Source organism: Leeuwenhoekiella polynyae (genome assembly GCF_004104075.1).
In the GTDB taxonomy this organism is placed as follows: Bacteria; Bacteroidota; Bacteroidia; order Flavobacteriales; family Flavobacteriaceae; genus Leeuwenhoekiella; species Leeuwenhoekiella polynyae.
On the sequence record NZ_QOVK01000034.1, the window covers coordinates 20,024 to 35,216 of the forward strand.

The window sequence follows — 15,193 nt, forward strand, 5'->3', positions numbered from 1 at the left end:
CGGACTTTTAGCATTTAAATAAAATCCATTTGGTAACACGTGTTACTTATTCTTTCTTAAGAAACTCGTATTTTTACATTATGAAAAAACTTCTCCAAGGAAATCCATTATACAGCATTTTTACAGGCACTTGTCCAGTATGCCAAAAAGCGAGTATGTATGAGACAAAAAATCCATATAAACTGTCTGAAACTTTAAAGATGCACGAACGTTGTCCACATTGTGATACCAAGTTTAAAATTGAACCTTCATTTTTTTACGGCGCGATGTATGTAAGCTATGGCGTAGGTATTGCTTTTGCTGTTGCTGCCTTTGTGATCACACACTTTTTTATAGGAGGTGGGCTTGTAGCAGGGTTTCTAGCAATTATAGGTACAGTTCTTATTTTCGCACCTATTATTATGCGGTTGAGCCGTAATATTTGGATCAATTTTTTCTTTGATTACAATTCTAAAAAAGCAGAAAGTCCATCTAAAACTTCTTAGGAAAACGCATTATTGAAATTTCATCTTCTAATGGTTCTCCATGTTCAAGATGACAATATAACTTATCTGCAAGATAGCCTCCCATCATCGTTCCTCGAGTTCCTAAGCCATTTAAGATCGCTAATTGTGGGTGTTTCGGGTGGACACCAAGTAATGGTCGCCTATCACCTGTTGTAGGCCGCACCGCAGCCTCTTGCTTAACTACCTCAAACTCACAATTAATCACTTGCTTTAATTTAGCTACAAGCTCTTCACGCGCTTCTAATGTTGTTTTGCAGTCTTTATCATTCCAGTTGAATGTAGCTCCTACTTTGTAAACTGAATCTCCTAGCGGAATTATGAAAAAAGTAGATTTTAGCGCTTGAGTTAATTGGAGTTCAGGGGCATAAATATCTATATACTCCCCTTTATTACCCACTAACGGAAGCTTATTAAAATAAGGATTGGCTTTAATACCAAAGCCTTCGGAGAAAACGATTCTCTTTGCTCGAATATTTTGATATTCAATTTCACTTTCTGAATTGAATTCGATTTTATCATAATAAAAAGTCTCTTGCTTGTAAGAGTCATTTTCAATTAGATAATCCTTATAAGAATTCAAGAGCTTTGAAATATCTATGCGCACCGTCTCTTTTACTTCTCCTGCCTGAAGTTTAGCATTGACCTTTTTAGAAAAATCTAATTTCAATTCTGGCTTTAAAAATCGGTCTAATCCAGGTTTATCTGAAGCTTCAAACCAGTTGTTCTGGTCTTCTGCTGAAGAAAAGATTTTATAGACAGGTATGTCTGTTACCGTATTTAATCCAAATTTCACATCCAGTCTTTTAAAATATGACTTAGCCAAGTCAAATTGCTCTTCACCCTGCCAAGGAAGTGTATAGCGTTTTAAAATCACGGGATTGATCAAACCTACTGCTACTCTGCTGGCAGCTTCAACCTGCTTATCTATAACAAAAAACGATTTTTGATGCTGTTCTAACTTATCACAAAAAGCCATCCCGGCCAAGCCAAAACCTACTACTAAATAATCAACCTCTTTCATTTCGTAAAAATAGCGTATAAAAAAACGCCTTAAAAAAGGCGTTTTAGTTTTATTCTAAATGAAATCTTTTAATAATTCCACATATCGATTTCAAAATTACGAATTTGCTCTTTTATGCGCTGCGATTCTAACAACTGCATCATAGCATTATCTGCAATATATTCTTTAACCTCCCGATCACCTTGTATATTATCTACCTGATAAATAACACCGTTGAATCTTCTCGAATTCAACAAGTGATCAAAAGATAAGGGTTGCGCAGAATTCTGTGGGTTAAACACCTTAGCTTCGTGCAAAATATCACGAGCTGTAGGGTACCACACCCAGAATAAAGGAACCATAACCGGGTCTTCATCATCTATAAAGTTAACATCAGGAGCAACAGGAGCTATACCTATTAAACGATATTTTAATTCGCCCTGACGTTTATCAAAGTACCAGTAACCACGAATCCAATACTGCTCAATGTCTGCAGCAGAAATATCTCTTCTGTCAATATATTGCTCATCTACTTCATAACCCGCATTGATTTGCTCAATACCTAAATCTGTTGTATCTACACGAGACATTGCAGCAGAAATATCTTCTAAAGCTATTTTATCATTGAAGTATGAATCTGCATAAATATCAAGTTTACCCTCCTTTATGTTTTTAACTAAAACATCATACAAAGGTTTTCGATCTGAACCTATATTAGGATCTACCGGGTAATATAGCGGAAAATTAACACGCTCATCAAGATCTATGATTTCCCAGGTGTTTTTACCCCAAAGTACATCACGGCTATCTACATAGCCATAAGGAAGCGGCTTATCATTATCAAGCTCAATCTGCTCTTCCGTCTTTTCATACATTTCATCTGGCATTTTTGCATTTAGAATATTAGTTTGAGCACATGCAGTCAAACCTATAATCATTATACAAAAAACACTAAACGTTTGCTTCTGGCTTTTCATACTTCATTTATTTAATTAGTAAGCTCAATAAGAACAGGAGAGACTTTCTTAAGTCTATAACTGCTATTACCGGCTATACTCGCACTGATATCAAATATCTGTACTGTAGATCCTCGTTGCGCTCTTTTTAAAACATCTTTAGCACGTGAGTCTAATTTGTTTCCACTCACCTGTACAGTAGGTTGACCAGGCACATTGAATTTAAAACCTGTAACTCTAAGATCCAGATCAAAATCAAAATCTGGTAAATCTGCTCCTACAGTAGATATCTCTAACGAATTGCGTTGCATTTTTAGTATACCATCTTCTCCACGAACTGTACCTGTAGGACTTGGTATATCTTTAATCCGGAATTGCTTAGAGTCACTAACCTTAGAACCATCTGCTAAAGTACCTGATACACTAATAGTAACCTCACGCCCTGTCCCCGGATTCATGGTATAACTACTTCCTGATCCTTTTGACAAGCCGGGAGCACTAGCATTAACATTATTATCAGCTACTCCTGCAAAACTAATGGTCATTGGATTTGCAACACCGCGGTAAACAACATTCATTTTATCTGCTGAAATAGTAGCCGAGTTCGGTTTGTTGATTACAGCATATTCACTATTAATAGGAATAGACTTAGGCTCACCATCTTCTGTGTAAACTAACTCTCCTGTAATTTTACGCGTACCTACATTACCAGCAGGAAAGTCTAAAACTACCTGACCAGCTTGTAAATTATCCACTTCAGTACCGTTGATAATTACTTTATCAAAATTTAATGAGTTATCAAAACGACCTAAAACTACTTTTCCTTTAAAGCTTTCACCTGAGAAAAATGCAGTTTTTTCAGGTATCACAATAGCCTCGTAATTACTCAACGAAACATCTTTACTCAACTGACCCTGTAATAATGATGAGTAAACTTCAGACTCAGCTGTTCTTACATCATTTTGCATCTGTGTAAAACGCGTAATTGAAGCTGCAAGTGGATACCCTTCAAAATTATAACGCAGCCAAGCAATTTCTTTACCATCTTTATTAGTTTGTGGCTCTACTGCAAATGTACGTTCTATAATAGCACTTACTTCGCTAAATTCTGGACCTAACGCTTCTTTCATCTCAGCTTTATAGGTTTCAATTTCACCTAAAAAAGCTTCCCCTTTTTTAGTGTAGCGATCGCCAGTAAACCAACGCTCATCTAGAACTGCAGTTTTATCAAGGTTCGCATAGCTACTGGTATCTACTCCTTCAGTTAAGGTATCTTTGATGCTTGCTAAATACTGATAAAATTCATCAGAAATTTTCTTTACACGCTCAGCTTTACCTAATAAAGGCTCATATTTCGCCGGCTGCTCTAAAGCTTTAGCTTCTAAGCCTGCCATTGCTAATTGATTTTCATCAGCTAATCGTGAATTAGAACTTGTAAACTTAAGGTCAAATATTTTAAATGCATTTAAAATCTCTTTATCTACGTTCATTGCAATCATTGCAATAAAAACCAGATACATAAGATTAATCATTTTCTGTCTTGGGGACTGTGTTCCTCCTGCCATAATGCTATTTTTTCTACTGAATTAAAAATTTGGGCTCTGTAATTCAGTTAGCGCTTATTCATTGCAGAAAGCATTCCACCATAAACACCGTTTAAAGAAGATAGGTTTGTTGCGAGACTCTCCATTTGTTCTTTAAGCTTACCAGCATTACTCGCAACTTCATTATTTATTTCAGCTTGACGACCTGCAGTTTCCACCTGTACTTTGTAAAGGCTATTTAAAGATTCTAGTTGTGCTGCGGCAAGTGCCATTTCCTGACTGTATTTTTTTGTAGAGTTCATTGCTTCAGCAGTTGGAGCCATCCCTTTTGCCGCACCCTCAAAACTGCGAATACTCGTACTTAAGCTACTCATTAATTCAGAATCAATACGTGCGTCTTTTAGCATTGCATCCAATTTTTCTGAAAGCAATCCTTTAGCTTCTGTTAATTCTTCTTGCTTTTTTGGTTTAGGAACCACTGCCGTAGTATCACCAGCTAATTCTGGATATACTAATGACCAATCTAATTCTTGTGAAGGTCTTTCAAAAGCTGAATAACCAAAAACTAAGGCTTCTACAACCATACCTAAGGTTAGAATTTCAGATCCATAAGGCCAGTGCTGAATTTTAAATAAAGCTCCAACAATTACTACTGCTGCTCCTAGACCGTAAATCATGTTAGTTACAGAAATGCTTCCTTTTTTTGCCATTTTAATAGATTTTTTGTTTTGTGAAATTAGGTTAAGTATATATTTGGGGAAATATAGTAAGGGTAATTAGCGACGCGAAGGTCCGTTTCTCATGTTGACATCCTGGTCTACACCAAGATAATCTTGCACAGTTCTAAAGCCGATATAACTACGAGCAGAATCTGCATACTCATAATCTCTAGTACTTACCTGAATTAAGTAAGCAACATCTTTCCAGGAACCACCACGCACGACTTTTCGAGCATTTTTAGTATCGTTAACGTTAGGGTTCATTGTTGAAACATATTCATATGCATTGGGATCATATGAAGACCCTACCCATTCTGCAACATTACCAGCCATATTATAAAGATCATAATCATTAGGCTCATAAGAATCTGCTTCTACTGTATAAAGTGCTTGATCTGCGGCATAGTCACCACGCAAGGGCTTAAAGTTTGCCATAAAACAACCCCGGTCATTTTTAGTATATGGCCCACCCCAGGGGTAGGTTGCACTTTCTAAACCACCGCGAGCAGCGTATTCCCATTCAGCCTCACTAGGAAGTCTAAAACGGTTAACCAATTCTTGACCGCGTTCTTTTTTATAAGAGTTCTTATTGTCTGTACGCCATTGGCAAAAAGCTTTTGCCTGTTGCCAGCTAACACCTACAACCGGATAATCATCATAAGCACTATGCCAGAAGTAATCATTATGCATAGGCTCATTATATGAGTACGCAAAGTCTTTAATCCACACCGTTGTATCTGGATAAATCTTAGTTTCTTCAGTAATTATAAAATCTTTACGAGAGCCTTTCTTCTGACGGGCAGCAGCTTCCATATCAAGATACTTATACTTAAACACAAGCTTTTCAACATCAACAGTTCGCTGACCATTATACGCTTCTTCTAACGGAATATACATCGTATCCATTACCGAAACATAATATTCGTCAGGGTAATCCATAGGATCTTCAATAAGGTCTATATCCCAATTGAGTTTGCGATCACTGTAATCATCACTTAGACTATAATAATTATCATACATGTACTGCTCGTAAGGAGTCATATTTTCTGGATCATAATCCACAAAAGCATAATCACCTATACCCCCAGACCCAGGCGTTTCTCCCATTAGATCAGCTTCAATAGCAAGACGCGCACGTGTAACTGAATCCCGAACCCATTTCACAAATTGTCTATACTCTGAGTTGGTAATTTCGGTCTCGTCCATGTAGAAAGAGCGGACGGTGACAGTTTTTGTTGGGGCATTCTTGATGGCAGCGATGTCATCATCACTTTTACCCATTATAAAAGCCCCTCCAGAAACAAGTGTCATACCGTAGGGTTTTTCTGGATTCCATTTTTTGCCTTTTACTCCCACAAGTTCGCCACGATCATTGCGACCACAACTAACTAATAAGCTTACCATCGCAATAAATGCAATAAACTTCTTCATAGGTAAATTAGGTTAAATCTAGATTTGAGACAGTAAACCTATCTATAAAAATGCTAAAAAGCAATTTTTTGATAAAAATAACATTCAAACCCAAAAAGTTTTGTTAATTATATTTCATTCTTACGCTTTGCCTTATACCAACGCTCGGGAATCTCCTGATTACAAGCGTTTACGTAATCTGCTTGTGTGCAAGGTAATAACGTGTGTCGTTTTAATTTATTATTAGCACCCTCCAAGAAAGGAATCTCAATCCACCATCTTTCAGACTTTGTACTCTTGTAAAAGCTTAAAAGCTCATCTTCAACAGGTACGCTATAGTGCAAAAATTCTGTATCCCGATCTGTAAGCGACTCTTTTATGCGGTAGTTTACCCCCTCAATAAAGTACCAAATAAGCTGCGCCACTAATGCAGCTGCAGTCTCGGTTCGGCCTGCCAAAACATATTCAAAAATCCCAAAAACACTCACACGATCACTCAATCCCGCATAACGTGTTATAGCGCATGCCTCCCTACCATTCAAACCATTTACATGTTCAGGATGCATGTAACCCAAAACCTCAGCCTGTAAAGCAGAAAGATCTAAACTCACTACATCTGCATCTCGCATAACGGGCTCAACACTACTCAAATCTGAAGTAATATTACCCAACCTAAATGAGTCAAAGAACAACTTTTCCATCAGGTCTATTTCCTCCTGACTGTTGTAATAGGTTTGATATGCTAAACTGGAATAATTAAAAAGATTATAAGGCTGGTCGACGATGATTTTTCCGACAAATGACTTATTTGTCATGGGCAAGCTACTATCTCCCAAGTCAAAATCACCATCTACATTTACCAGGTTCACCATCTGATCCAATTCATCGTAAGCACGATACAGCGCATACGTTAAATCCTGAGTACCTCCTAAAATCACAGGGATGATATCGTTTTTAACCAGTTGAGCAACTATAGACCTTAAAGCATATACGGTATCTGAAATACTTTCACCCGCATCTAAATCACCCAAATCACCAATTGTTGTATGCCAATTACCCGGAAATAATTTGTATAATGCTTTACGTACCGAAGTAAAATCTACAGGAATATCAATTTGATCTACCGCCCCTCGATTTTCCCGAACTCCAATAATGGCTATCTGCAGCTCTACCAGCTCCGGCAAACCATCTTGACGAGAGTGAATTTTAATCTGTGAAAACAAACTTTGTTCGTGCAATAAAGCGGCGTGAGCAATCACTGCGTCAGATACCGGAAGTAAATTTTCAAATGCCATGAATTACTTCTTTTTTGCTGTTGTTTTTTTTCGAGTTGCTTTTTTGGCTGTAGTTTTTTTAGCCGCTTTTTTCTTAGGCTTCGGACCTTGTTTTTCTAAAATATCTTTCACCTCTTCTAAAGTGAGCTTTTGCGCATCTACCGTTTTAGGCAATTCTATTTTTACTTTCCCTTTTATAATATTAGAACGTCCCCAACGCGCTTTTTCAACACGTATTCCTTCTTCTTCAAAATTGTGAATAACCTTCTCGCGCTCTTTTTGCTTTTTATCTTCAATTAACTGAACAATATCTTCATCTGAAAGATTATCAAAGTCGTACTTTTTATTGACATTGATAAAAATACCGTTCCACTTTAGATAAGGACCAAAACGGCCCACTCCTTTTTGCACAGGTAAATCTTCATAATGATAGATAGGAGCATCTGCTTTTTGCTTCTCCTTAATATATTCTACAGCTTCATCGTATTCTACTTCAAGAGGATCTCTTCCTTTAGGCAAAGAAACATAGGCTTTACCGAATTTCACATAAGGACCAAAACGCCCATTATTTACCTGAACCTGCTCCCCTTCAAATTCTCCTAAATCACGAGGAAGCTTAAACAAATCCATTGCTTCTTCAAAAGTGATACTTTCCAATTGTTGATCTGGTAATAACCCTGCAAACTGAGGCTTCTCCTCATCTTCTACGGAACCTATCTGCACCATTGCTCCGTATTTGCCTAAACGCACACTTACAGGCTTTCCTGTTTTAGGGTCTGTACCCAAAACACGCTCCCCCACTTCACGCTCAGCATTTTCAGCAACATCTTTTACTTGTGGATGAAAGTCTTTATAAAAATCTTTCATCATCTTAGTCCACTCCTCATTCCCTTCAGCAATCTCATCAAAATTCTCTTCGACTTTTGCTGTAAAGTTGTAGTCTAAAATATTTTCAAAGTGATTGACCAAGAAGTCATTCACTACCATACCTACATCGGTAGGCACGAGTTTCCCTTTATCCGAGCCTACTTTTTCAGTAAGCTTTTCAGCTTTTACCGCTCCTTTTTTCAAAGTCAGCAAGTCGTATTCTCGCTCTACCCCGTCTACATTTCCTTTTTCAATATACTTTCTATTCTGAATAGTAGTAATTGTAGGCGCATATGTTGACGGTCGTCCAATACCTAACTCTTCTAATTTCTTTACCAAAGATGCTTCAGTATACCGATAAGGCGCTCTTGTAAAACGCTCTGTTGCGGTTATCCAAAGATTATCTAAAGCCTCTCCTTCTTTTAATGGAGGTAGAATTCCGCTTTCTTCCTGATCCTCATCATCAGTTCCTTCCAGATACACTTTTAAGAAACCATCAAATTTGATCACCTCACCATTTGCCGTGAAATTAGAAGGATGCTTTGAAGAAGCAATCTGCACATTCGTTCGCTCTAGCTTAGCCTCACTCATTTGAGAAGCAATCGCACGTTTCCAAATCAACTCGTATAAACGAGCCTGATCGCGATCTATATTTACACTATGTTTACTAAAATCTGTAGGCCTTATCGCTTCGTGAGCTTCCTGAGCCCCTTTACTCTTACCTTTATAATTACGCTCTTGATGGTATTTCTCTCCATACGCCGAAATAATCTCGTTTGCTGCTCCTTGTTTAGCATCCTGAGAAAGATTCACACTATCAGTTCTCATATAGGTAATAAGTCCCGCTTCATATAATCGCTGAGCCATATTCATGGTCTTGCTCACCGAAAAGTATAATTTACGCGCTGCTTCCTGTTGTAAAGTTGAAGTCGTAAACGGCGGTGCCGGATTTTTCTTAGCAGGTTTAGTCGTTAAAGCTTCAACCTTAAAAGTTGCATCGGTATTAGCTTCTAGAAATTCCTCTGCCTCTTTCTTAGTATCTAAATTTTTCGGAAGCTTTGCTTTTAAGGTTTTACCCCCTGCATTAGCAAATTCAGCATCTACTCTAAAATAATCTTCTGTATTGAATGCTTGTATCTCCCGCTCACGCTCCACAATAAGCCTTACAGAAACCGACTGCACACGACCTGCAGAAAGACCTCCTTTAACTTTTCTCCAAAGAACCGGAGAAATCTCATACCCTACTAATCTATCTAAAACGCGACGCGCTTGCTGCGCATTAACCAAGTTGTAATCTATGTCACGCGGACTTTCAATAGCTTTTAAAATTGCCTTCTTTGTAATTTCAGAAAAAACAATTCTTTTTGTTTTAGACTTATCAAGCTTCAACTCTTCGGCTAAATGCCAGGCAATTGCTTCTCCTTCCCGGTCCTCATCACTCGCAAGCCATACTGTCTCAGCTTTATTTGCTAAATCTCTCAGCTTTTTTACAACTGATTTCTTGTCTTTGTTAACTATATATTTGGGCGAAAAATCACCTTCTACATCTACTCCAAGTTCTTTTGTTGGTAAATCTGCAATGTGACCAAAACTACTTTCTACCTTATAATCTTTCCCAAGAAATTTCTCTATAGTTTTTGCCTTTGCAGGTGACTCAACAATTACCAGATTTTTTGCCATATTGCTTTTTTGAAAATTTGCCCTAAATAGACCTCGACAAGTCTACGTTATTCTGACTTTAGATTCGCAAAAGTAGTAGAAAATTTATTATTGAGACCTACAAAGCTATAACGACCCTACAGAAATCCTGTTTAAAGCCCCCGCTCCTAGCGGTTTATTCTGTCATTAATTATATCTTAAAATTCGAAAAATCCTTTTTTAATTTCACCCTAATGACACTTTGTCACAACATCTGTTAATCGTATCTTTGCGCACTATTTTTAGGTAGCAGTACGTATTATGGAGAAGATAATTGACGAAAACAAGCAAGGAGAAGCTTTGGTTCTCGAACCACAAACTACAAACACTAAAAAGCTGTTTATAGAAAGTTATGGTTGCCAGATGAACTTTAGCGATAGCGAGATTGTAGCATCTATACTTGCCAATCAAGGATACAATACTACAACTTCACTTGAAGATGCAGATCTGGTTCTGGTAAACACCTGTTCTATCAGAGACAAAGCAGAACAAACAGTTCGCAAGCGTTTAGAGAAATACAATGCCGTTAAAAAAGATAACCCTAAAATGAAAGTGGGTGTTCTGGGCTGTATGGCAGAACGTTTAAAAAGTAAATTTCTAGAAGAAGAAAAAATCGTTGACCTTGTAGTTGGTCCTGACGCTTATAAAGACTTACCTAATTTATTAGACGAGGTCGAAGAAGGTCGCGACGCGATCAATGTGATTCTATCTAAAGAAGAAACTTACGGTGATGTCTCACCAGTACGCCTACAAAGTAATGGGGTTACCGCATTTGTAAGCATTACCCGCGGTTGTGACAATATGTGTACATTCTGCGTAGTACCTTTCACAAGAGGACGGGAACGCAGCAGAGATCCGCAAAGCATTGTAGAAGAGGTAAATGATCTAGCTGCAAAAGGTTTTAAAGAAATCACCCTTTTGGGTCAAAACGTTGACAGTTATTTATGGTATGGTGGCGGTCTCAAAAAAGATTTTGAGAAAGCCAGTGCTATGGCAAAAGCTACTGCTGTAGATTTCTCACGATTGTTAAGTCTTGTTGCCGAAGCTCAACCTAAAATGCGTATTCGTTTTTCTACTTCTAATCCTCAGGATATGACGCTCGATGTGATTAGAACAATGGCAAAGTATCCTAATATCTGCAAATACATTCACTTACCGGTGCAAAGCGGTAGCGATCGTATTCTTAAAGAAATGAATCGCCTGCACACGCGTCAGGAATATTTTGAATTGATAGATAATATTAGAGAGATTATGCCAGACTGTGCGATCTCTCAAGATATGATCACCGGCTTCCCAACCGAGACCGAAGAAGATCATCAAGACACCTTGAGTTTAATGGAGTATGTGAAGTATGACTTTGGATTTATGTTTGCGTATAGTGAACGCCCGGGAACTATGGCTGCTCGAAAACTTGAGGATGACATCCCTCTAGATGTAAAAAAACGCCGTTTAGCAGAAGTGATCGCTCTTCAACTAGAACACTCTCATTACAACACGCAAAAACAGGTGGGTAAAATTGTTGAAGTCCTTATCGAAAAAGAATCTAAGAAAAGTGACGCCGAATGGTCTGGTCGCACCTCTCAAAATACCGTAGCAGTCTTTCCAAAAGAAGATTATAAAGTAGGTGACTTTGTTAATGTAGAAATTAAAGACTGCACAAAATCTACCCTTTTAGGTAAAGCTATAGGTTATTCTGAAAATAATTAATCAATTAGAATGGAATCAGTTCACGCTATTAAACAACGTTTTGGGATTATTGGAGACGATCCTAAACTCAACCGCTCTATTGAGAAAGCTATACAGGTTGCACCTACCGATATTTCTGTATTAGTTACCGGAGAAAGTGGTGTGGGTAAAGAGAGTATTCCGCGTATTATTCACTCCTTATCACACCGCAAACACAATAAATATATTGCTGTTAACTGTGGTGCCATTCCTGAAGGAACAATAGACAGTGAGCTTTTTGGTCACGAAAAAGGTGCTTTTACCGGAGCAACATCAACGCGAAGTGGTTATTTTGAAGAGGCTGATGGTGGAACCATTTTTTTGGATGAAGTTGGTGAATTGCCGCTACCCACTCAGGTTCGTTTACTGCGTGTATTAGAAAACGGCGAATTTTTAAAAGTAGGTTCGTCTAAAACACAAAAGACCGATGTTCGCATTGTGGCTGCAACAAACGTAAAAATGTTTGATGCCATCCAGAAAGAGCGCTTTAGAGAGGATCTGTATTACCGTTTAAGCACGGTAGAGATCAACCTTCCGCCCTTGCGCGATCGTAAAAATGATATTCATTTATTGTTTAGAAAATTTGCTTCAGACTTTGCCAATAAGTATAAAATGCCCACCATTCGCCTCGATGATGATGCAGTAAATGTTCTGTTGAAATTCCGCTGGTCTGGTAACATAAGACAGTTGCGTAACGTTGCTGAGCAAATTTCTGTACTCGAGCAAACGCGCCAGATTTCCGCAGAAAAATTAAGAGCTTATTTGCCGGATACCGGTTCTAATTTACCGGCTGTAGTAGGACAAACTAAAAAGAGCGAAAGCGATTTTAGCAGTGAGCGCGAAATTCTTTACAAAGTACTTTTTGACATGAAAAGTGACTTGAACGACTTGAAGAAACTCACCCTTGAGTTGATGGAAAATGGCAATAATGCTTCAGTTAAGGAAGAAAATAAATCACTGATCAAGAAGATTTATAGCGAAGATGATTCTGATGCTTACGAAAGTGCAGAAGACATCACCGAGGTATTGCAATTACCAGAAGAGTCTGTGGTAAGCAACTCTCAGATGGCAGACAAATACCATTTTGCGGAAGATGTTGAGGAAGAAGAAACGCTCTCTTTACAAGAAAAAGAACTTGAATTGATCGAAAAATCTCTGGAGCGCCACAGTGGGAAACGCAAGGCAGCTGCTAAAGAATTAGGCATCAGCGAGCGCACCTTATATAGAAAAATCAAACAATACGATTTGTAACGCAATGCCAGACAGCTTGCTGCGTTTAAAAGACACCACTTATTCAATATGAAAAAACTTCAAATCGTACTTTTATTTTTTAGCTTTATATGCTTTAATAGTTGTGGCTTCTACTCGTTTACTGGCGCAGACATAGGTAGCGCTGAGTCGTATTACGTAAGCTATTTTCAGAATAACGCTCCTATTGTAGAGCCGGGGATTGACCGTAGATTTACATTTGCTCTATCTGATTTAATTCAGAATCAAACCAGCTTAAATCTGGCTACAAATGCTGCCAATGCAGATCTAATTTATGAGGGCGAAATTGTAGATTATTACATCGCTCCACAAACCGCTACCTCTGATAACGTCGCTGCTCAGAACCGCATTACCATTGTAATTCTATGTCGATTTACAAACAAAACCATAACAGACGGTAGCGCAGATTTTGAAAAACGTTTTTCATTCTTTGTAGATATTGCGGGTACTGCGCAGCCTGTGGGAGCCGTTTTAGATGGTGCGATAGAAGAAATTTACGAGCGAATCACACAAGATATTTTTCAGGAATCTTTAGCTAACTGGTAAATGAATACTAAGACGTTTACATCCCTTTTAGAACACCCGGATCGTGTTACACCAGAGCAGACAACTCAGCTAAAAACGATTATAAAAGAGTTTCCTTTTTTTCAGGCAGCTCGGGCGCTCCAATTAAAAGGTTTGAAAAACGAAGACAGTTTTCTTTACAACAACCAGCTCAAACAGACCGCAGCACACACACAAGACCGCACGGTTTTATTTGATTTTATTACTTCTGAAATATTCAATCAAAGCGACATCAGCCAGCAGATAAAATCTCAAGAAGCTTACCTGCACAATATGCCGGTTTATGATGCCGTAGATGTTTCTGCTGATATGGAGGCCGAAGAGTTGGTAAAGGCCAATCAGGTTTTATCTAAAGACTTTTTTATACCAAAAGAAGCTTCAGAAGAACCTGAAACCACACCAGAAGCTAACGCAGAAGAGCAGTTACAAATCGGTAAACCTTTAGATTTTAATCCAGCTGAAACACATTCATTTGGAGAATGGTTAAAACTAACTTCTTTCAATAAAATCAACAGAGTCGAAACCACTGAAGAAGTTGCAGAAAAAGAAAGCAACCATGAGGCTTTAAAACAACAGGAAATTGAACACAAACCACTTCCTGAACGCACTACTTACGAAACAGATGATGACCCGGAACGTACGCGTCGTTTGGAGCTTATTGATAAATTTATAGAGCGCAATCCCAAAATAAAAGTGAGTCCACCAGACTCTTCTTTTAAAAAGACCAACTTAGAAGATCGCTTTCAGCCCAACGACAGCCTGATGACAGAGACCTTAGCTCGGGTCTATGTAGAGCAAAAAAACTTTTCAAAAGCTAAACAAGCTTATCGGATTTTAAGTTTGAAATATCCGGAAAAAAGTGGTTTCTTTGCAGACCAAATTCGGGCAATAGAGAAATTGCAAGAAAATAAATAAAGTAAACAGCGGGAAAAGCCTAAACTCAAAACCGCATTTTATAAAGTCAAAACTATGTTTTTTATATTTTTAGTTTTAATCGTAATTGTAGCCTTTTTACTTATCGTTGTAATTATGGTTCAAAACCCTAAAGGTGGTGGTTTATCTTCTTCTTTTGGAGGTGGCGGTTCTCAACAAATAGGTGGTGTTAAAAAGACCGGTGATTTTCTAGATAAAAGTACCTGGGGTCTTGCAACTGCATTATTGGTTTTGATTTTAATTTCTAACGTAACTATTTTTGGCGGAGGTTCTTCAAATGAATCTAAAGTTATCGAAGGTGAAAATGTAGAAAATATTATGCCTGTTCAAGAAGCACCTGCTCCTGCAGCAACTGCCCCGGCGACAGACTCAACAGAAGAATAAATGACAATTTAGTCATACGCAATTTATAGGAGGCTGTCTAAAAAGGCAGCCTTTTTTTATAGGATTTATTCTGAATATGTTTTAATTTCATGGAATGAAAGCAAAACCTGTTTGGAAGACCGACCATCAGTCTCAGTTGAGCCTGCTTCCGCCTAGTTATGATGATTTTGTAGCGCAGAACCATCCCGTACGTATAGTAAATGCGATTGTCAACCAGATCGATATAAGTTCCATTGAGGTTACTTATAAAGGTGGAGGTACATCAAGTTACCATCCCCGTACATTGCTCAAAATACTGATCTATGCCTACCTTCGCAATCTGTATTCCTCCCGCAAGATAGAGC

The 15,193-nt window shown here is 38.1% G+C and carries 14 protein-coding genes; 7 read left to right on the forward strand and 7 right to left on the reverse strand.

What is annotated here, in order from left to right:
• The first annotated feature begins 80 nt into the window (after positions 1-80).
• Positions 81-485 carry a DUF983 domain-containing protein gene (locus DSM02_RS19730; protein WP_240674117.1) on the forward strand — a complete coding sequence of 135 codons (405 nt, stop codon included), beginning with the start codon at positions 81-83 and terminating at the stop codon, positions 483-485.
• Here the strand turns inward: DSM02_RS19730 and DSM02_RS19735 are convergent.
• From DSM02_RS19735 to topA, 7 genes are all read right to left on the reverse strand, one after another.
• Complete coding sequence (locus tag DSM02_RS19735; protein ID WP_128767194.1) at positions 472-1,527, reverse strand: NAD(P)/FAD-dependent oxidoreductase; 1,056 nt, start codon at positions 1,525-1,527, stop codon at positions 472-474. The two genes, DSM02_RS19730 and DSM02_RS19735, sit on opposite strands and share 14 nt — an antisense overlap.
• A 68-nt stretch (positions 1,528-1,595) precedes the next feature.
• The gene (gene porN, locus DSM02_RS19740; RefSeq protein WP_128767195.1) at positions 1,596-2,483 is read right to left on the reverse strand and encodes a type IX secretion system ring subunit PorN/GldN; all 888 of its coding nucleotides are present in this window, start codon (positions 2,481-2,483) and stop codon (positions 1,596-1,598) included.
• Positions 2,484-2,494: 11 nt separating this feature from the next.
• Positions 2,495-4,027: a type IX secretion system motor protein PorM/GldM gene (porM, locus tag DSM02_RS19745; protein WP_128767196.1), complete on the reverse strand. Its 1,533-nt coding sequence runs from the start codon at positions 4,025-4,027 to the stop codon at positions 2,495-2,497.
• A gap of 47 nt (positions 4,028-4,074) precedes the next feature.
• Positions 4,075-4,716: a type IX secretion system motor protein PorL/GldL gene (porL, locus tag DSM02_RS19750; RefSeq protein ID WP_128767197.1), complete on the reverse strand. Its 642-nt coding sequence runs from the start codon at positions 4,714-4,716 to the stop codon at positions 4,075-4,077.
• A gap of 66 nt (positions 4,717-4,782) precedes the next feature.
• Positions 4,783-6,156 carry a T9SS ring complex lipoprotein PorK/GldK gene (porK, locus tag DSM02_RS19755; protein WP_128767198.1) on the reverse strand — a complete coding sequence of 458 codons (1,374 nt, stop codon included), beginning with the start codon at positions 6,154-6,156 and terminating at the stop codon, positions 4,783-4,785.
• A gap of 107 nt (positions 6,157-6,263) precedes the next feature.
• The gene (locus DSM02_RS19760) at positions 6,264-7,430 is read right to left on the reverse strand and encodes a formimidoylglutamase (RefSeq protein WP_128767199.1); all 1,167 of its coding nucleotides are present in this window, start codon (positions 7,428-7,430) and stop codon (positions 6,264-6,266) included.
• Between the two features lie 3 nt (positions 7,431-7,433).
• Positions 7,434-9,956 carry a type I DNA topoisomerase gene (gene topA / locus DSM02_RS19765; RefSeq protein WP_128767200.1) on the reverse strand — a complete coding sequence of 841 codons (2,523 nt, stop codon included), beginning with the start codon at positions 9,954-9,956 and terminating at the stop codon, positions 7,434-7,436.
• 279 nt (positions 9,957-10,235) lie between these two features.
• On the opposite strand from topA, the gene miaB reads away from it, so the two are divergent.
• From miaB to DSM02_RS19795, 6 genes are all read left to right on the forward strand, one after another.
• On the forward strand, positions 10,236-11,681 hold the full coding sequence (miaB, locus tag DSM02_RS19770; RefSeq protein WP_128767201.1) for a tRNA (N6-isopentenyl adenosine(37)-C2)-methylthiotransferase MiaB: 1,446 nt from the start codon (positions 10,236-10,238) through the stop codon (positions 11,679-11,681).
• 9 nt (positions 11,682-11,690) lie between these two features.
• Positions 11,691-12,950, forward strand: a complete 1,260-nt coding sequence (locus DSM02_RS19775; RefSeq protein ID WP_128767202.1) for a sigma-54 interaction domain-containing protein — start codon at positions 11,691-11,693, stop codon at positions 12,948-12,950.
• A gap of 48 nt (positions 12,951-12,998) precedes the next feature.
• A complete protein-coding gene (locus DSM02_RS19780; RefSeq protein WP_128762344.1) occupies positions 12,999-13,514 on the forward strand; it encodes an LptE family protein in 516 nt (171 codons plus the stop codon).
• Positions 13,515-14,447, forward strand: a complete 933-nt coding sequence (locus DSM02_RS19785; protein ID WP_128767203.1) for a hypothetical protein — start codon at positions 13,515-13,517, stop codon at positions 14,445-14,447.
• Positions 14,448-14,501: 54 nt separating this feature from the next.
• Positions 14,502-14,849 carry a preprotein translocase subunit SecG gene (gene secG / locus DSM02_RS19790; RefSeq protein WP_128767204.1) on the forward strand — a complete coding sequence of 116 codons (348 nt, stop codon included), beginning with the start codon at positions 14,502-14,504 and terminating at the stop codon, positions 14,847-14,849.
• Between the two features lie 94 nt (positions 14,850-14,943).
• The coding region (locus tag DSM02_RS19795) for a transposase (protein ID WP_164918348.1) at positions 14,944-15,193 on the forward strand (250 nt) is incomplete at its 3' end.